Annotated in this window: 16 protein-coding genes; 13 read left to right on the plus strand and 3 right to left on the minus strand. The window is 51.0% G+C overall.

All coding sequences use genetic code 11. The features are described from left to right. The first annotated feature begins 7 nt into the window (after positions 1 to 7). The 5 genes from ABD949_RS20890 (at position 8) to ABD949_RS20910 (ending at position 4,713) form a co-directional block, all read left to right on the plus strand. A complete protein-coding gene (locus tag ABD949_RS20890; protein ID WP_345246638.1) occupies positions 8 to 1,156 on the plus strand; it encodes a glycosyltransferase in 1,149 nt (382 codons plus the stop codon). Further along, positions 1,153 to 2,094 (plus strand): glycosyltransferase family 2 protein, encoded by a 942-nt coding sequence (locus ABD949_RS20895; RefSeq protein WP_345246640.1) that lies wholly within the window; start codon positions 1,153 to 1,155, stop codon positions 2,092 to 2,094. The genes ABD949_RS20890 and ABD949_RS20895 overlap by 4 nt, the downstream gene beginning before the upstream one ends. Further along, positions 2,036 to 2,614, plus strand: a complete 579-nt coding sequence (locus ABD949_RS20900) for a WcaF family extracellular polysaccharide biosynthesis acetyltransferase (protein WP_345246642.1) — start codon at positions 2,036 to 2,038, stop codon at positions 2,612 to 2,614. The genes ABD949_RS20895 and ABD949_RS20900 overlap by 59 nt, the downstream gene beginning before the upstream one ends. Further along, positions 2,611 to 3,375, plus strand: a complete 765-nt coding sequence (locus ABD949_RS20905; RefSeq protein ID WP_345246644.1) for a glycosyltransferase family 2 protein — start codon at positions 2,611 to 2,613, stop codon at positions 3,373 to 3,375. Before ABD949_RS20900 ends, ABD949_RS20905 begins: the two co-directional genes overlap by 4 nt. A 129-nt stretch (positions 3,376 to 3,504) precedes the next feature. After that, a complete protein-coding gene (locus ABD949_RS20910) occupies positions 3,505 to 4,713 on the plus strand; it encodes an MraY family glycosyltransferase (RefSeq protein ID WP_345246646.1) in 1,209 nt (402 codons plus the stop codon). 68 nt (positions 4,714 to 4,781) lie between these two features. Here ABD949_RS20910 and ABD949_RS20915 read toward each other — a convergent pair whose 3' ends face one another. Then, entirely contained in the window at positions 4,782 to 5,003 is a 222-nt protein-coding gene (locus tag ABD949_RS20915; RefSeq protein WP_345246648.1) for a hypothetical protein, read from the minus strand. A 288-nt stretch (positions 5,004 to 5,291) separates the two neighbouring features. Between ABD949_RS20915 and ABD949_RS20920 the strand changes: the two genes are divergently transcribed. From ABD949_RS20920 to ABD949_RS20945, 6 genes are all read left to right on the plus strand, one after another. Next, a complete protein-coding gene (locus tag ABD949_RS20920) occupies positions 5,292 to 5,516 on the plus strand; it encodes a hypothetical protein (protein ID WP_345246650.1) in 225 nt (74 codons plus the stop codon). Positions 5,517 to 5,605: 89 nt separating this feature from the next. Further along, positions 5,606 to 6,472: an STAS domain-containing protein gene (locus ABD949_RS20925; protein WP_345246652.1), complete on the plus strand. Its 867-nt coding sequence runs from the start codon at positions 5,606 to 5,608 to the stop codon at positions 6,470 to 6,472. 12 nt (positions 6,473 to 6,484) lie between these two features. Then, entirely contained in the window at positions 6,485 to 6,889 is a 405-nt protein-coding gene (locus tag ABD949_RS20930; protein WP_345246654.1) for an STAS domain-containing protein, read from the plus strand. Continuing rightward, on the plus strand, positions 6,870 to 7,283 hold the full coding sequence (locus tag ABD949_RS20935; RefSeq protein WP_345246656.1) for an anti-sigma regulatory factor: 414 nt from the start codon (positions 6,870 to 6,872) through the stop codon (positions 7,281 to 7,283). The genes ABD949_RS20930 and ABD949_RS20935 overlap by 20 nt, the downstream gene beginning before the upstream one ends. Beyond that, positions 7,276 to 8,304, plus strand: coding sequence for an ATP-binding protein (locus ABD949_RS20940; protein WP_345246658.1), 1,029 nt, complete (start codon positions 7,276 to 7,278; stop codon positions 8,302 to 8,304). Before ABD949_RS20935 ends, ABD949_RS20940 begins: the two co-directional genes overlap by 8 nt. Then, a complete protein-coding gene (locus ABD949_RS20945) occupies positions 8,288 to 9,976 on the plus strand; it encodes an ATP-binding protein (protein WP_345246660.1) in 1,689 nt (562 codons plus the stop codon). The genes ABD949_RS20940 and ABD949_RS20945 overlap by 17 nt, the downstream gene beginning before the upstream one ends. Positions 9,977 to 9,999: 23 nt before the next feature. Here the strand turns inward: ABD949_RS20945 and ABD949_RS20950 are convergent, their stop codons facing one another. Further along, positions 10,000 to 12,966: a sensor histidine kinase gene (locus ABD949_RS20950; protein ID WP_345246662.1), complete on the minus strand. Its 2,967-nt coding sequence runs from the start codon at positions 12,964 to 12,966 to the stop codon at positions 10,000 to 10,002. Between the two features lie 385 nt (positions 12,967 to 13,351). Between ABD949_RS20950 and ABD949_RS20955 the strand changes: the two genes are divergently transcribed. Together ABD949_RS20955 and ABD949_RS20960 are read left to right on the plus strand one after the other, a co-directional pair. After that, on the plus strand, positions 13,352 to 13,852 hold the full coding sequence (locus ABD949_RS20955) for a hypothetical protein (RefSeq protein WP_345246664.1): 501 nt from the start codon (positions 13,352 to 13,354) through the stop codon (positions 13,850 to 13,852). Beyond that, positions 13,762 to 16,053 carry a nidogen-like domain-containing protein gene (locus ABD949_RS20960; RefSeq protein WP_345246666.1) on the plus strand — a complete coding sequence of 764 codons (2,292 nt, stop codon included), beginning with the start codon at positions 13,762 to 13,764 and terminating at the stop codon, positions 16,051 to 16,053. Before ABD949_RS20955 ends, ABD949_RS20960 begins: the two co-directional genes overlap by 91 nt. Positions 16,054 to 16,180: 127 nt before the next feature. Here the strand turns inward: ABD949_RS20960 and ABD949_RS20965 are convergent, their stop codons facing one another. After that, positions 16,181 to 19,231, minus strand: a complete 3,051-nt coding sequence (locus ABD949_RS20965; protein ID WP_345246668.1) for a ligand-binding sensor domain-containing protein — start codon at positions 19,229 to 19,231, stop codon at positions 16,181 to 16,183. Between the last annotated feature and the right edge of the window lie 77 nt (positions 19,232 to 19,308).

Below are 19,308 nucleotides of genomic sequence, written 5' to 3' on the forward strand. Positions count from 1 at the left end.
CTCCCCTATGCGGATACTCAACATTTGTGCTTACACCTGGTCAATAGGCGGTCCGCCCAAAATTATTTACGATCATACTAAGGTAGCCATTGCCAGGGGCCATCAGGTTGATATTTTAAGTCCGATGTCTCCGGGCGACGAAATTTACCCTGTACCGGAAGGGGCCCGCGTTATCCCCTGCCTGCGAAACCCACCGGTGAGCAACTACTTTAAAGAATTCTCGGTTGAGTTGTACCGGTACCTTAAGCAGCACATTCACGAGTACGACATTATCCATTGTCACGGCATCTGGCACTTTGGCAGTGTTGCTCCCTTCCTGATTGACAGAACCGTTCCGAAAGTCATTACCATTCACGGCCTGCTCGACCGCTGGACCTACCGCGTCGGCTACTGGAAGAAACAACTTATGTCGTTCGTCCTCCAGAAACGACTTGTCGAACGGGCCGATCTGGTTCAGATCAACAATACCGATGAAGAACAGGACTTGCTACGGTACCTGGGCCATCGCCACCCAAACACCGTTATCATTCCAAACGGTATTCCGTTGCAGGATTTCGCGGTGCTACCGCCAAAGGGTTCCTTCCGGCAGCAGTACGGCATACCGGCCGATAAAAAGATGGTGCTCTTTATGAGTCGCCTGAACCGTAAAAAAGGGCTGGACCTGCTTCTGCCTGCCTTTCATCGGTACACCCGGGACTATACCGATGCGGTACTGGTACTGGCCGGCCCGGATGATGGTTATCAGGCAGCCACCAATGCCTATATTGCAGACCATGGTCTTCAGGACAGGATAATCCGGGTTGGTATGATTACCGGCGATACCAAGAAAGCGGCTTTAGCGGATGCCAACATTTTTGTGCTTCCGTCCTATTCAGAAGGCTTCTCGATGGCCGTGCTGGAAACGATGGCAGCCGGCCTGCCCGCACTCTTGTCTGACCGCGTGGGGTTTGGTGAGGTGATTCGCCAACGGAAAGCAGCCTGTCTGGTCGAGTTAAATACCGATAGTGTATATGCCGGGTTAAAAGAACTTCTGCACAACGATGCGTACCGGGAACAAGTCCGGCAGAATGCGTTGAACCTGGTTCGCGAACAATATGATATAGAAGTCGTTGCCGGACGGCTGCTGGATGAGTATGACAAAATTCTCCGCCGATGACCGATGTATCTGTTATCATTCTGACGCATAACGAAGAGAAACACATCGCCCGCTGCCTCCGAAGCCTTCACCGGTTTACGGACAAGGTATTTATCGTGGATTCGTACTCGACCGACCGAACCGTAGAGATAGCCCGCAGTCTGGGGGCCGAGGTGGTGCAAAATCCCTGGATCACCTACGCTACCCAATTTAACTTCGGCATTGAGCACACACCTTACCAGACGCAGTGGCTGATGCGTATGGATGCCGACGAATACGTAACCCCCGAACTGGCCGACGAAATCCGCCAGCGCCTGACCACGTTACCGGCCGGCGTCAGTGGCGTTTATGTCAAGCGACGGGTGGTGTTTATGGAGAAATGGATCCGGTACGGTGGCTACTACCCCATCTGGCTGCTGCGGTTGTGGCGTCGCGGCCAGGGCCTGTGCGAACAGACCTGGATGGACGAGCATATTAAGCTCACCGCCGGGCAACCCATCCAGTTCGCCCACGATATTGTCGACCATAACCTCAATAACCTGACCTGGTGGACCCAGAAACACAATCTGTACGCCATTCGGGAAGTCATCGATTTGCTGAATATTCGGTATAACTTTGACGAAACCATTCGGGTAGACCCAAAACTCTTTGGCACCCAGGAGCAGCGGAAACGATACCTCAAGGTACGGTATGCCAGTCTGCCGCTGTTTACCCGGCCGGTGCTGTATTTTGTGTATCGCTACCTGATCCGGCTCGGTTTTCTGGATGGCAGCAAAGGCTTCGTCTGGCATTTTCTACAGGGTCTGTGGTACCGTTTTCTGGTCGATGCCAAGCTGCTGGAGGTATACCTGCGGGCCGGCCGCGACAAAGCCGCTATCGTTAAGTTCTTTAAAGACGAATATGGAAAAGACCTTCTCCCCGACGACCAGCACCAGAACGGACCTGTCCCGGTTCAATAACGACTGGTACCAGCCGGGGCCAAAATGGAAAATTGTGCTCTGGTTCCTGACCAACGCCGTTTTTCTGAATTCCTATTTACCTATACCCGTAGCCGTTAAGGTGGCAATTCTGCGGCTGTTTGGCGCTCGTATTGGTACCGGGGCCGTTATTAAACCAGCCGTGAACATCAAATATCCCTGGTTTCTGCAGCTAGGCGATCATGTCTGGATCGGCGAGAACGTCTGGATCGACAACCTGTCGCCGGTTACGATCGGCAGTCATGTCTGCATTTCCCAGGGGGCTATGCTACTCACAGGCAATCATGATTACCGCAGCCCGGCCTTCGACCTGACGACCAAACCCATTGTGCTGGAAGACGGTGTCTGGATTGGTGCCCGGTCGGTGGTGTGTCCGGGGGTTACCTGCCACTCCCATGCCGTACTGGCCGTTGGCTCCGTAGCAACCCGACCGCTGGAAGCCTACGGCATATACCAGGGCAATCCGGCGCTATTTGTCAGAAAAAGAGCCATTATCGCGTGAAAGTTTCCCTCATAACAGTCGTTTACAACGGCGCTGCCACCATCCGCAGCACCATTGAATCTATTCTGAATCAGTCGTACCCGGATATTGAATACATTGTGATCGACGGGCAGTCGACCGACGGTACCGTCGACATTATCCGGTCGTATGAACACCGGCTCGCCCGGTTCGTGTCTGAACCCGACAAGGGTTTGTATGATGCCATGAACAAAGGTATCCGGATGGCAACGGGCGATATAATCGGCTTATTGAACGCCGACGACTTTTACCCGCACAACGACATCATTGCCCATGTGGCAGAGCGGTTCCGGCAAACCGGCAGCGATGCCGTATACGGCGATATGCTCTACGTTAACCGCGATAATATTCAGCAGGTAAAGCGGTACTGGAATTCCGGGCCGTACCGCGACGGAGCTTTCCTGTGGGGCTGGATGCCCGGCCATATGGCTTTCTTTGCCCGCAAACGTATTTATGATCAGTATGGACTGTTTAATCTTCAGCTCCGTAGCGCAGCCGACTATGAACTGATGCTCCGCTTCATCCATAAACACAGAATCAGTGTTAGTTATCTGCATGAGGTTCTGGTAGTGATGCGGGAAGGTGGCATGAGCAACAGTTCGCTGAAAAACCGGTTAAAGGCGAACCGTGAAGACCAGCTTGCCTGGGAACTGAACGGATTAAAACCGTATATATTTACACTATGGCTGAAACCCTTACGCAAGATTGGACAGTTTATAAGCAAAGGTCCCAGTGGCAGTTAAGCATACCGTAAGGTAAAAACAACCATAACTTAGGGCCGGTTACTTGATAAATACAGAAAAAATGCAATTTTTTGCAGCCTGTCTGCTTGCTGTACCGGCAATACCTATACCGTATAAGCAACCAATCGTATGAATCTTGATCTACTACTCGCCTTTATTCAGAATAAGCTTAACGACGAGCTGTTTATGCTGGGTCTGTACCAGTGTATGCTGTCTTTTCTGGTGGCTTGTTTTGTATCGGTGGTATCGATTCCGGTGGTGATTAAAATTTCGGAATTAAAGGCCCTGATGGAAAAACCGGGCGAGCGCCGGGCGCATAAAACGCCGACGCCGACGTTTGGTGGCATTGCCATTTTTGCGGCCGTGCTCATCAGCTATTTTCTCTGGCCAAGTATCGACCAGACGGATATATACCGGACCAACCTGTCGATTGTCGGTATGACAATTCTGTTCTTTATCGGCATCAAAGATGACCTGGTTGGCATTGACCCCAACAAAAAGATTTTCTTTCAGGTACTGCCGGCGCTCATTTTGATTTTCTTTGGCGATCTGCGCGTCGATTACCTGTACGGCATTATGGGCTTCAATCATATTGAGGAGGTGATCAGCGTAGCGCTTACCTGTTTTATTTTTATCGCCCTGACCAACGCCATCAACCTAATCGACGGTATCGACGGGCTGGCGGGGGGAGTGGCCACCATTGCCAGTGGCACATTTGGCGTCTGGTTTCTGGTAACCAATCATTTTGCCATGGCCTGTCTGGCCTTTACGCTGGCGGGAGCCCTTATCGGCTTTCTCCGGTTCAACTTCTCCAAGACCAGCAAGATATTCATGGGCAATACGGGTTCGCTGATTATCGGCTTTATGCTGGCATTCTTTGCGGTTCGCTTTGTAAACCTCAACTCGTCGTACCGCTTCGATCCAACCTCATTCTTCGACGCACCCATTATTGCCATTGTAATTCTGATCATCCCCATTTTCGATACGTTGCGGGTATTTATGGTGCGCATCCTGGCCGGGCGTTCACCGTTCTCGGCCGACCGTAACCACATGCACCATATTCTGCTGGACAACGGCCTGTCGCATGCCGGTGCTACAGCGCTTCTGTGCAGTACCTCGCTGTTCAACATTGTGCTGTTCTTTATGTTTCACCGCAACATCACCAACACCCAGTCGCTGCTGATTCTGGGGGCACTCTTTTTCGTCTATCTCCTGGCAGGCTTTCTGCTGAAGATGCGGGCACTTTATGTCTCAACGCACCCCCGACGCCGGCGGGCGGTACTGCGCAAAGAATTTCAGAACGCCCTCGATGGTCGGCGGCTGGTCGATTATCTGTAGCGCCCAATGGGTATAAAAACAGCCCGGCAGACTAGTCTGCCGGGCTGTTTTGTTGTTAGTGCATCCCATTAATGTCGTTTGGATGTGTCACGCTGTTTCAATTCTTCCACAATCTGTTGCTCCTCATGCAACACGGTCTTCTTATCAAAAAGCCGATAGCCCACTAGGAAACCAAAGCACACCAGCGTGCCCATACCATAATCCTTTACCATAAAACAGTTGAGAAGCATGGCTACAAAAACGAGTACCAATGTCCCCACACACAGTTTATACAAGATTTCAGCTTTCATAACGTTGTGTATTTGTTGAGTAAATCAGAGGTGCCCTACCCAGGGCATTTCCGGCATCGTTTTCCACTTCCTGTCAGCACTTGCCGGACCTCCGGATCAGATCGCTTATCGGAGAAAGCCGTTAAGCAGCCTCTGCACACTATCTGTTTACAATTTCCCTGCCAAAGTCCGCACCATCCGGTAACTCAGCCCAAACCTTTCACTAAATTGGCTATACTTTTTTCATACATAAATGTTTTCTTTGTGCCAATCACCAGCCACACCACGACATTTAAAGAGAAAGCGTTTATGAAAATCAAAAATGAGACGCTCCGTTTTAGTCTTATGGTGCTCTTTGCCCTAAGCCTCCTGATCGTTCAGCACCTGACCTTTTCGAATAAACAGCAGCTGCCCCAACAGGCTCCGACTATTACCAGCATACCGGGAGGAGCCCTCCTTTTCTTCCTGATTGCGACGGGTTCGCTTGCCATTCTATATGTAGTTGACGTTAAAGGCAAGGGCGGCTCACAGTAGGCAATTACCCGTTGGCCGGTCCATTGAATAATTTCAATTTATAAATATGTTTTTGTGAGCTACTTTTAGCCTGCTTAAATTCAATAGACATGGCCAATAGCGTCACCGGATTAATCCGTAGTAACAAGAAGGACCTTCTCGACATCTGGATACAAAAACAACTCAATAGTGACAGTCTTCGAGACGATCTGATGACGAATGACGAATTGCGTGCGCAGTCCGAAGATCTCATCGATGGCTTATCCAGGACACTGACAGACGAAAATATCAGTAATGCGGAGTCAACGGATTTTGACGAGGTATTTGAGATATTATCCGGTATTTCTATTTCCCGTGCCCGGCAAGGGTTTTCTCCCCGCGAAACCGGGCAATACATCTTTAGTCTGAAAGAGGCTATTCTGGAACTGCTCCAGCGGGAAATGGCAGCCGACCCCAGGCTGTTATTTGACGAAAGCGTAAAGGTCAACCGGCTGCTGGATAATTTCGGCATCACTACGTTCGAGACTTTTATTAAAGGTCGTGAAGAGCTTATACTCCGGCAGACCGAAGAAATCAGCGACATTTCTACGCCGGTTATTCAGGTGTGGGAAGGCATTCTGGCGTTGCCTATTATTGGTACCCTCGACAGTTCCCGGACGCAGGTGGTGATGGAAAACCTCCTCCAGAAGATCGTTGACACCGGCAGCAGCATTGCCATCCTGGATATATCAGGGGTGCCGGCTGTTGACTCCCTGGTGGCCCAGCACCTGATGAAGACCGTGAGTGCCACCCGGCTGATGGGTGCCGATTGCATCATCAGCGGCATCCGGCCCGAGATCGCTCAGACCATCGTTCACCTGGGTATCGATTTATCCAATATCACCACTAAAGCCTCGCTGGCCAGTGCGCTCAAGCAAGCCTTCAGTATGCATAAACTGGTTGTGAAGCGGCAGGAAATCGAAAAAAAGGCCCTTTAAATCAGCCTGCATATGGATAAAATACCCATCCTGCGAATGGGGCCTTTTCTGCTGGTAACCATTCAGGTTGATTTGTATGACCGGCTGGCTTTGAGCCTGGAAACCGACCTAATCAATATGGTTCATAAAACAGGGTCCCGTGGTGTGCTGATCGATATTTCGGCAGTATCCATCGTCGATTCATTTATGGGCCGCATTCTGGGCAATATTGCCAGTATGACCCGCGTGCTTGATGCCGAAACCGTAGTAGTAGGTATGCAGCCGGCGGTCGCCATTACGCTTATTGAGCTGGGCTTATCCTTGAACGGAGTCCATACCGCCCTCAACGTAGAACGAGGTATGGCCCTCCTGCAGACTAAGCTTGGCCCTGATGCTGATGATGAAATGGCGGATGACGATGCTGACGACACTGAGTAAAGACAGCGTGCCCATTACGAGAGAACAGGATGTAGTCCCCTTTCGAAACCGCGTAAAAGAAGTAGCCTTAAAGATCGGGATGGGGGTAGTCAACCAGACAAAACTCATTACGGCTGCCAGCGAACTCGTACGGAATATGCTTCGCTACGCCGGCGGTGGCGAAGTCCGGATCGAAGTTGTGAGTACAGGGCGCGAAACGGGTGTCCGGCTAACGTTCTCCGACAAAGGTCCGGGTATTGCCGACATTAATCTGGCGATGCAGGACGGGTACTCCACCGGTAAGAGTCTGGGTTTGGGTTTGCCCGGTGCCAAACGGCTCGCCAGCGAATTTGACATCAAAAGTACGGTTGGGCAAGGCACCACTGTAACTATTATCAAATGGAAAAATGGATAACTCCCCGCATGTACGATTTCAGGCAACCGATCGGAGTTATCTGGCTCTTCTCAAAAAAGGAATTAGTCAAATAGCAGGTCAGGTGGGCTTTCAGCCCCACCGGCTCAGCGAAATAGATCTGATTGTTGCCGAAATGGCTTCCAATCTGATCAAACACGCCGGAGGAGGAGACGTACTGGTCCGGCATTTCCGGACAAACGACAATTCGGGTCTTGAGCTCATCAGTATCGACAACGGCCCCGGCATGACTGATCCGGCGAAGATGATGGAGGATGGGGTCTCTACCACCGGTACATTAGGCCACGGACTGGGCTCGATTAAGCGCCTGGCCGATCAGGCGCAACTGTATTCGCTCAAAGGCTGGGGGACTATTCTGCTGGTCAGGATATTCAGAAACCCGGTAGCTAATACCCCTCCTGGCTTTGAGTTTCGGTCACTGCTAGTCCCCAAGCCGGGCGAAACCCTGTGTGGCGATGGCTGCTCTGTTAAACTGATGCCTGGTCACATTAAATTGTTTCTGGGCGACGGTTTGGGACATGGACCCGAGGCTAACGCGGCCGTCCAGGCCGCCATCAAGGCATTTCGGCTGTGTCCGGATCATCGCCCGATTGATATTATCCGGCATATCCACCGTTCGGTAAACAAAACCCGCGGATTGGTAGGCTCCGTTGTTGTCTATGATACTCAAACGCGGCAGTGGACCTGGTGCGGAGTCGGCAACATTTCTACCCGGCTTAGCGGTCCCATGATTACCAAAAATTTTCTGCCGTATAACGGAATTATCGGGATGAACCTTCCCCATACGATGAACGATCATGTATTACCCCTTGAACGGGGACAACTTCTGGTGATGTGTTCCGATGGGCTGCAATCCCGCTGGGATCATTTAAAGTACCCGTTTATTCTCCGGTACGATTTGACCATTCTGGCTGCCGCCTTATATAAAGACTACGCCCGCCAAACAGATGATTCATCTTTGTTTATCGGCCGTATGCAGAGAGATTATGGAGGAGTTAGTTAGCGTATCACTGGGCAACGAAATGGACCTGATTCTGGCCCACAAACGGACTATGAAACTGGGGGAACTGGCAGGCTTATCCCTGGCAGCGCAAACTACGTTTGCCACGGCGGTATCGGAGGTAGCCCGTTATGTGATCGAACAGGGAACCGCACCGGTCCTGTTGCTGTACGCCACCGAATGGCGCCCCTCCGGAGCTTCCCGCAAAAATCAATACCTGGTAGCAGTCATCGAAGACTCGAATCTATCGGTCGACAATCCCACCAACCAAAGCCTGTTGTACGCCCAGCGGCTGGTAGAGCGACTGGAGGTAACCAATACAGATCAGGGCAGCCGGATTACTTTACACTATTGCCTGCCGGGTTCCCGTAAAATCAATGCCGGGCTGATTGACAGTTGGCGGTCTCAGTTCAGCAGTGACCAGCCGCTATCGGCTTATGACGAGATAAAACGCAAAAACGAGCAGTTACAGGAGTTAGCCGTACGTCTGCAAGATAGCGAACACCATTATAAGCGGGTAACAGACGCCCTCCCGCTGATGATCTTTACCGCTAATCTGGCCGGCCAGTTTATTTACGCCAACGCCTGGGTTACTGATTTTACGGGGCAGTCTATCCAGGCCCTAAACCAGACGAAATGGGCGAAGGTCATTCACCCGGATGATTTTGACCGATTCTGGACCTTATGGAATCAACAGGCGGCCGCCGGGAAACCCTTTGATCAGGAATGCCGACTGAAAAACGCTGCCACGCAGGAGTACCTCTGGCATCTGTTCTCGATGCAGCCGATTAAGAGCGAACCGGATAAAATAGCCGCCTGGACAGGCTTTGTGGTCAATATCCACGCCCAGAAGATTGTGGGCCAGACCCTCCGGGAGAACGAAGAGCTGGCTTTGGCCAAACAGAGGCTGGAACAATCGCAGCGCGAACTGGAGTCGACCGTTAGTGAATTGAACCGCAGCAATGCTGAATTGAGTCAGTTTGCTTATGTGGCTTCCCACGACCTGCAGGAGCCTCTCCGCAAAATTCAGTCGTTTGGTGATATTCTGAAAGATCAGTTTGCCCCAGACCTGGGTAGTACCGGAACCGACCTGATCACGCGGATGCAGGGAGCGACCGGCCGTATGCAGGCCCTGGTCAAAGACCTACTCACCTACTCCCGGCTGACTACGCATCAGCAGGCGTTTGAGCCTATCGACCTGAACGTAGTGATTGCTGGGGTATTAAGCGATTTGGAAACCATTGTGCAGGAGAAGGAAGCTACGATTGATTCAGAACCACTGCCCCGTATCAACGGTGATCCAATGCAGTTACGCCAGCTTTTTCAGAACCTGCTGTCCAACGCCCTTAAATTTGCCAAACCCGACCAGCCACCGGTCATCCATATTACAGTGAATAAACTGCCGGCCGACCAGCTCCCCGCTGATGTGCTGCTCACCGGGCATCCGGCCTACGTCGCCATTTCGGTTGCTGACAATGGCATTGGTTTCGACCAGAAGTACGAGGACCGTATCTTCCGGCTTTTCCAGCGGCTGCACGGCCGCAGCCAGTACGAAGGTACCGGCATGGGCCTGGCGATCTGCAAAAAAGTAGTCGACAATCATGGCGGGCACATCAGCGTCCGCAGCCAGCCGGACCAGGGCTCAGTCTTCACGGTGTACCTACCGGCCGAGTAGGTGTCCCGTACCGGCTGATTTACTCAGACGGGCACTTCCAGACTTACAGTTGTTCCTCTAGCACCGGAGTCGACCTGTAGTTTAGCATTCAAAAATTTAGCGCGGGAACGAATTGTCCGGTCGCCAATTCCGCTCTTTATGCCGGAATCCGGTTTTATATACCCATTCCCGTCGTCTTCGACCATGAGCGTCAGCCGATTTGGGAAGAATATAAGCTGAACATTAATTACCCGGCAGTTGGCGTGTTTTACCGCGTTGTTAATCAGTTCTACCGCAATCCGATACACCGTCAGCTCCACTTCGGCCGAAAGCCTCTGCTCATCGCCGTACGAAACGAATACTACCTCGCGACCCGAAACACGCTCCAGCCGGCTGACGGCATCGTGAATAGCCTCCGCCAGCCCTAATTGCGAGAACTCGGGCGGCATCAGGTTATGCGAGATAAACCGGAGGTCACGCAGGGCTTTGTCCATCATCTTAATTGAACCCGACAACAAAGACGCAGGCTGCTGAAACGACTCCAGTTGCACCCTGATAGCCGCCAGCGTCGCGCCGAGGTCATCGTGCAGATCGGCGGCCAGCCGTTTACGCTCCTCTTCCTGAGCCAGCAGAGTCCATTTCAGCACGTTTCGCTGGTGCAATAATTTGCGGCTGGTATACCAACGAACACCGTAATACAGGCCCGCCATCAGTAGCACGGCTGAAAATATGACCACCCAACTAGTCTGCCACCAGGGCGGTTGGATTACCAGCGTAAGGGGTGCCTTCCGTTGTGTTTTGTTGCCGTCCGGATCAGACGCCCGGAGAAAAAACTGATACTCACCCGGCGGCAGGTTCTGAAACTCCTTGAACAACTGGCCGTTTACCGGATGCCAGTGCGCATCGAAGAATCCATTATCCGTCAGCATCCGGTATTCATACTGTACCTGCTTAGCGTTGTGGTAGGATAAGGCAATAAAATTGAACCGAATGGTATTCTGGCGGTGCGTTAGCTCCAGGCGATCGGCAACCGCTGTATCGCGGTTGTTCACCTCAATGCCTCGTATGTACAGCGGAAGGTCAGTCCTGGTTTGCTGGTTAATGTAAAGCGCCGGGTTGAACCTCAGCAGCCCTTTGTCGGTACCTGCATACAGAAAGGTATCAACGTACGCAACACATTGAATTTCGTGCGCAGGCAAGCCGTCATCCGGCGTAAGTTCTTTCAGGGTATATCCATCCCCTCCGGCCCGGTTGGTGATCACATAAACACTCCGGTTCGTTAAGACAAATAAACGTTGTTGGCCTTGATCATAGCTAAGTGATTTTATACTGGCTCCCGTCAGTTCCGGAATAGTCTGTACCCTATTGGCCATGAGTTTATACAAACCATAACCGTCAGTAGCCACCCATACACCACCCAACAGATCGGTTACAATGGCACTGATAGGCTTTTGGGTAATAGCATGCCGGGCGGTATGTACGGGCAAACGATTGGCTTGGTTGTCCCTGATCATAGAAAGTCCGGAGGGAGCCCCGACCCAAACCGTATTCTGGCGGTCGGCCGCTAACGCCAGCACCCTTCCCGTCTCCGGAATAAACCGTATTTCTCTGGCGTCTGGGAGAGCGGTTAACCGATACACATGGTTGGGGGTCGAGAGATAAATGTTGCCCGTGTAATCTTGGCAAATGTCTTTAATATTTTTCCATCGGAATACGCAGGGTTTACCGGCCTCGGCACGGATCAGGATTACCTGCATGTCTGCCGTTCGGACATCCTGCTCCTGTACCGCCGGCACCGTATAGTTCCGGATCTGGTTCAGCGGGATAATCGCACTCAGGTAGTCCTCCCAGGTAATAAACAATTCATTGTTAGTCAAAAACAGCTTTTTGACGGGTAACCGGTAGTGGATATTTAGAGTAATCTTATGCAACTGACGATCCTCCAGAACGTACACATCCCCCTGGCTACTGCCCAGCCAAAGCCGACCCGATTTATCAGTGGCGATAGCCTTGACAGACACATCGGTTAACTCTGGATACATCCAGGCTTTATACTGCTTGCGGGGCAACAGAAAAATACCCCTGTCTTTGGTCGCTATCCAGAGGTTATTATCCCGATCAAGCGTCAGGCTGTTTACTTTGAATTCGGCAATAAAATCGAACTCCGTAACCCGATTCAGCCGCTCATCGATAACAAAATGCCCTTTTTCGGTTATCACCAGGATGTGCCGGGACGCGCCTATCTTACTCAGCCGAATAATACGGTCATTGCCGAACCGGCTCAGATCGGCGACCGATTTAGACACCAGCCGGTCCCCGTCCCACAGAAAGAGTTGGGTATCGGTGCAATAGTAGGTACCATACGGATAATACAGGAAGGTAGCAATGGCATGCCGGTTCATATTGTCGGCAGGTGGCACAAGCGGTCTGCCACCTAAAGTCAGGAAAGAACTGTTTTCGTAAATGCTGGTTGATTTATTAAACGATCTGGGGCTAAAAACAGGACCGAGAAAGTAATGCCGCTGCAGCAGACTGTCGCTCCGGGCCGGCAGCACCTCATTCTGCTGGGTAACCACTACTCCCGACAGGTCGCTCAGGACCATATGAGTTGCCCCACTGGCAAAACTGACAATGCCCCAGGTATGCTCCGAGGTAGCTGGCGTAACGGTATTCGGTACCACCTTCATTTGGTGGGTAGCGATGTCATAGTAGCTGAAGGCGTAGGCATAACTGGTAAACCAGAGCCGCTTGTTCCGGTCCTCAATCAAACCAAATACATCATTGTAGGGCAGGCCGTTCTGGCTGGTGAACACCTCAAACTTGTAGCCATCGTAGCGGGCCACGCCTTTGTCGGTACAGAACCACATATATCCCTCCGAATCCTGAAACGCCCGGTACACAAACGAACTGGGTAAACCATCGCCCACGGTTAAATTACGCATCAGCGGCACCTGGGCCACCAGGTGTATACTACTCAGCAGAAACAGTAAACTCCAGTAAACTCCTTTCATGCACTGTCTATACTAAGGTTGGTTTAGCTTTCAGTTAATATTTCAGGTCTCAAAATAACGATAAGTTATGATAAGAAAAATACCCTTTTGGGGTATTGCTGCTGAGCTCCAAGAATATATTTTATAGGCGTATATAGCTAAAAGTAGGTAGGAAACAGGGATGAGTTAAAACAGAAAACCCGCTGAACACGTAGAAATACGTATATCAAAAATACACCTTTTAGCGTATGGACTTTTATCGAATCAACAAATAGCTTTACATGTAGAAAACATACCTAAATTCTTCTGTTCACGAATAAATCTATCTACTTGAAGAGTACACTATAGATATCATATTGACAACTATTTATAAAAATATATTATTCTTAACTAAATCCTCTTTATCATGTCAACTTTTTACAAAAACATCATCGAAATTTTAATGCCTTTAATGGCTTCTCTTCCAGACAGAGAATTTGATTTTAAATTTGAAAGGGCACTTTTTAGCATTAGTAGAAAGCAAATAAGCGTGTATAATTATTATAAAATATTATTTATCTTTCTGTTAAGTTTTGCAGTTCCTTTAGGCACTACATTTGGGCAGCAAGTTCATGACCCTGCGCAACAAAATCCTGATTATGAAACAATGAAAGCCAGGAAGGTATCTAGCTATACCAGAGCCCGAATGGCTGTTGTCCCTGCTACATCTAATAACAAAAACAAGTCTTCGAATCTTCAGCTAAACAGAAAACAGCCTCTTCTGCCCGATTGGCTGCTTCCACCTGTTTTATTCCTGTTGACGGTTCTTATACCGCTGTGCCTCGCAATGATGATGGCTCCTTGGGACCAATTCCATTACCATTTACATTTGACTTATATGGCTCCTCCTACAATAGTGTATACATAAATACCAACGGAAATTTAACATTTACGGGTCCCTATGAAGAGTATACCCCCACTGGTTTTCCGTTTTCTTTTCCAATGGTCGCGGCATTCTGGGCTGATGTTGATACCAGAAGCCCCTTACCAGGAGCTATTTATTACAAAGTCACACCTACCTACATGATTGTTACTTGGGATGCCGTTGGTTATTATGAGGTAAAAGGGGATAAAGTAAACACCTTTCAAATCATTATTAGTAACGGAGCAGACCCTATCATTGGCATAGGCAATAACGTAGCCTTTTATTACGATGATATGCAATGGACAACCGGTGATGCATCGGGTGGAGCAGGAGGTTTTGAGGGGTCTCCGGCTACAGTTGGAGTTAATAAAGGCGATGGTGTAAATTACATCCAAGTTGGCCGATTTAATGTACCCGGCAGTGCTTATGATGGTCCCGGCGGGGCCAACGATGGTGTCGATTATCTGGATGGCAAATGCTTTAGCTTTAACGTAAGCTCGGCTGAAAACATCCCCCCTATTGCCAGTAATCTTCCGGCCAACAACACCATTAATTTACAGGTGGGTGAGGCAGCATCATATACCATTGAATTTATCGGCCCTGAAGTTGGGCAAAGCGTCACTACGGACGTTAACACCAGCGGACTATGCAATACCACTGCATCGGTAACGAATGGGGTAATCTCAACCGTAAACCTTCAGCTTACCGCTGCCGAATGCAATATCGGCAGTTCTACCATTACGTTGACCGCAACAGACGACGGCAGTCCGGTTAAAACAACCATTATTACCTTACAGGTAAATATTACTGGGGGCTGTAACTCTGTGGGTGGAACAGCCACCGCCACATCCAGTTCTGTTTGCTCAGGTTTTGGCACTACGATAGACCTAACGGGTCAGGCCGGCAACATTCAGTGGCAAATGAGTACCGATAATATCAGTTGGACAGATATTCCCGGAGAAACCAGTGCGACTCTCAACACAGGTAATTTAACGACCACTACGTACTATCAGGCTAAGTTAACCGAAAGTGGTTGCGATCCGGCCTACTCCTCCGTCGCCACAGTAAGCGTCACCCCGGCACCAGTGGGAGGAACGGCCATTGCCGCTTCTGCTTCGGTTTGTTCCGGTAGCGGCACAACCATAAGCCTGACAGGACAGATCGGCAATATTCAATGGCAGAAGAGTACCGACAACAGCACTTGGACGGATATTCCTGAAGAAACCGGAACAACGCTAAACACAGGTAACCTGACGGTTAAAACCTATTTTCAGGCAAAATTGACCAATAGTGACTGTGATCCGGCTTACTCATCAGTTGCTACCGTTGATATTAACCAGTTACCATTAGTAACTATCTCTACCGCTACTACAGTCGTACTGGCGTTACAGAATGTGGCGTTAACGTCCAGCGCGGGAGCTAGTTATCAGTGGAGTACCGGAGCCACCACGCAAACCACTGTTATCAATCCACCACTAGGCACAACGCCTTATTCTGTAACAGTTACCGACGTCAATGGCTGCTCAAACTCCGGCACCATTCAGATACTAGGTTATGTAATTGTCGCCGGTCTTAATGTGGAGGGGCCAATCAACATCTGCGTCAAAACGGCCCCTCCCACGCAAACCACGCTAACATTACCGATAACTATGACCGTGACCAATGGCGCTGCTCCGTATACATACACTTGGTCGTACAAGGCCCCTAACTCTACCAGTTATAAGCCTATCGGGACCAATGCGGTCAAAATCGGCCAGGTTACCTTTAAACCAGTAGCTAATTCGCCTACGCTAGAAATCACCGGAACAAAAGGTAACTTCAACGGGTTGCAGGGGTATTTAGTCCAGCTCACGGTAACCGACGTGAATGGTCTCACTGGTAGCGCCCAAACATTGCTAGACGGCAGTTGTTCGTTGAGTAATGCCCGTCAGGGGACTATATCTGCCGAGATGGTGCAGGTGCAGGTGTACCCCAACCCCGTTACAGAGTTCATACAAATAGAGATACAGGGACTGAGTGTACCAGCTAAAGTAAGGCTATATGATTTGCAGGGTCGTATGCGCGGTAACTGGTCGATCGAACCAGAGGATGGGACCGGGCATTTGAAAGCAGGCATATCAGAACTGCCGGAAGGCATTTACCTCATTAGCATTGAAACTTCAGAAGGAGTGCTGTTCCGCCAGCGGGTATTGAAACAACTGTAAACGGATGAGAAGAACTTGAGAGTAAAGAGAAACTATGTCCTAAATTTGGCAGTATCTGTTATAAAATTGTAAAAGCGACCTGAATATATTTGTTCAGGTCGCTTTTACTATCTGATGGAATTTCTCTCTATTCTTTATAGGCTGATACCTCCACCAGATGCCGCATACCACCAGTAGGTTTCGCAACAATTTCCAGTTGCCCTTTTAATTGTTTCACAACCGCCTGAATATTGCGGAATCCGATGCCCCTGGCCTGCTGCATGACCAGTTCAGGATTATAGCCCTGGCCGTTGTCTGATACCGCTAATAAAACCCGGCCGTTCTCCTGGTATAACTCCACATCAATCACGGTAGGCTGGGCGTGTTTCAGGGCGTTATGAATGAGTTCTTTTGCAATCTGTAGCAGTGACTGCTGTATGGTCTCCGGTAAAGACGCTGCCAGCTCGTGCGTGAAATTTATCTCCGGGCTGTTCGGGCCGGCGGTTACCTGCCGGATAAAGTCTTCCAGCGTATCAATCAAGCCTTGCTGCTGCAAATTGACGGGCATCAGCGCATGCGATACCTGCCGCAGATCGGTCACAATGCGGTTAGCCTGTGCAATGGTTTGGTTAAGCATTTGCCGGAGGGATAAGTCGGCCTTATCCTCCCGGATCGCTTCGAGCTGCAACTTCAGCGCTACCAGGTCCGGACCGATGTGGTCGTGCAGATCACGGGCAATTCGTTCCCGCTCGGCCTGCTGGGTGGTGGCCTGCAACCGGAACTCGCGCCGTTGCTGCCGCAGACGCCGGCGCAGGTACCGACGGAAACCGGCATAGATAATTCCCCCGAGCAGCAACAGACTAACCGCCTTAAACCAATCGGTTTGCCAAATAGCAGGCTTTACCACTACAGCCAACCGACGTGGCTGGTTCATCCAACGACCTTCGGCATCGGCCGCCAGCACTTCAAAAGTATAGTCACCAGGGGGTAAGTTGGCGTATCGGGCGGTGTTCGCCAGACCGCTCTCGACCCAGTTCTGGTCGTAGCCCTTCAAGCGGTAGCGATAGCGGTTCTGCCCGCCACTGAAATAATCAATAGCCCCAAACTGCAGGGTCAGCGTACGCTGGTCAGGCTGTAGTACTATCCGGTGTATCTCCGCCAGACTGGAATCCAGATCGATCGGGCGGTCGTTGATTAACAGCCGGGTCAGGTTCACCGTCACGGCCTGCTGTTGAAACCGCTGCCGCAATGGGTCAAAACGATATAAACCGCTGGTGCTGCCGAAGTACATTTCCCCCGAGCTGGTCAGCAGATAAGCACTGTTATTAAACTCGGCCGGTTCAATCGATTGCACCTGACTGATCTGCCCCGTCTGCGGATCGAGGACGGCGATACCCCGGTTCGTACTGAGCCAGCGCCGGCCCAGCCGGTCGGGCAGGGCGCTGTAGACTACACGGTGCGGCAGTCCATCTTTCTCGTTCCAGGAACGCAGAATTTTTCCGTCGGCAGCCCGCAGCAGATACAGACCATTGGTAGTTGCTACCCAAAGCCGGGTGGGGTCTTTATCGGGCGTAATATCCTGCACACCCAGGGTGGGCAATGCCGTATACTGAACACAAAGCGAGTCGCCTTCCATCCGGTAACAGATTAGATCCCGCAGCCGTCGGCCGGCAAACAGATAGCGCGTAGTCGAATCATAATGCAGTGTTCGGGAAAAGGCCACCTCCGGCTCAGCCAGCAGCGTAATTCGATTGGTGGCTGGATTGTACCGGTACATGCCGCTCCGGGTGGCCAGCAGTAACCGCCCGTCGGCTTCTTCCCAGACGGCTACCACCCGGAGGCCGTTCTGCGTAAAGTTGGTTTTGATCCATTGAATAGGCACAAACGAGTCGGCAGACGCGTTAAAGTAGCAGAACGAATCGTCGGCTCCTATCCAGATACGCCCCCGGCGATCTGCGTACAAGGCAAAAATAACCCGGCCCGGCAGGCTACCCGGTTTACCAGTCTTATCGTAATGACGAACGCGTTCTGTATCAGGGTTCAGCACATCGATACCGCCCATGTAGGTACCAATCCATATCTGCCCCTGCCGGTCCTCAACCAGCTTCCAAACCGTATTGGTGCTGAGTGAAGGGGGCCGGAACGGATTCACCTGGTATTGCCGGACGCCATAGAAGTCAGGTGTCAGCTGATCAACGCCCATCGGATCAGCATTCACCCAGACAACGCCTTCCGGATCAATCAATAGTTCAGACACAGTGTTGGTCGCCAGGCTATTGACATCATACGGATCATGCCGGATAATACCGGCCCACCGCCGTTCCGTCTTACTGAACTGATAAATACCGTCACCCTTGGTACCCAGCCAGAGAGTGCCCCGGCTGTCACTATCCATACCCGAGATACCACCGCTACCCAGCGTTGACGGCATGTTGTATGTTTGGAACTGACCCGTAGCCGGGTCCAACGCAACCAGTGCAGCCTTGCCGGCCAGCCAGACAGTACCATCTCTCTCCGGATACAACGCCGAAAACGTGAGGATATCTCCAGCCTGGTTGTCGGGGCGGCTACTGAAAAAATAACGAGTCTTTCGTGTCTGGTAATTAAACGCCAGTACCCCTTTATCAGGCATCAGCATCCAGATTTCCGGGGCCTGCGGATGGTGCCGGATATAGTCGTTCCCGAAATCGGAGTTGTGGCGAAGGGCCGCCGAGTGCCGCTTCCGTTCACCGGTTTTCCAGTCAAGGCTCAGTAGGCCTTCTGCCTGATTAATGTACCAGATCCGGGTAGAGTCGGTTGCAAATACGTGCGTCTGTGCAGGTATGGACTTGCCCTGGGCATCACGGGCAAAAACAGTAGTGAAGCGGTTGGTGGGCCGGTGGTAATGGTTCAGGCATTGCTCGGTACCAAACCAGAGGTCACCGTTAGCCGCTTCTACCAGTCCGCTGCCGGTGTCACCCGTAGGCCCGCTGGCCGGGTCTGTTTTTGAGGAGAAATAATTGACGAACCGGGTACCGTCGAAGCGCGTCAACCCATCTTCGGACAAAAACCAGAGGTACCGGCGCGAGTCTTTGAGCATGTAGTAAGCGCCCCCCTGTGCTAAGCCATCGCGGATGGTATAGTGCCGGACCCGGTACTGGGCCTGTAACGGCACCAATCCGCTGAGACATAGCAGAGACAGGCACACCAGTCGATTCATAACGTGAGGAAGGCGGTCATAATGACCGTTCGTTGTTACGACTAATAAACCTATAAAAATGTTGCTAATCCGGCCGT

This window comes from Nibrella saemangeumensis, from assembly GCF_039541915.1.
Taxonomy (GTDB): domain Bacteria; phylum Bacteroidota; class Bacteroidia; order Cytophagales; family Spirosomataceae; genus Nibrella; species Nibrella saemangeumensis.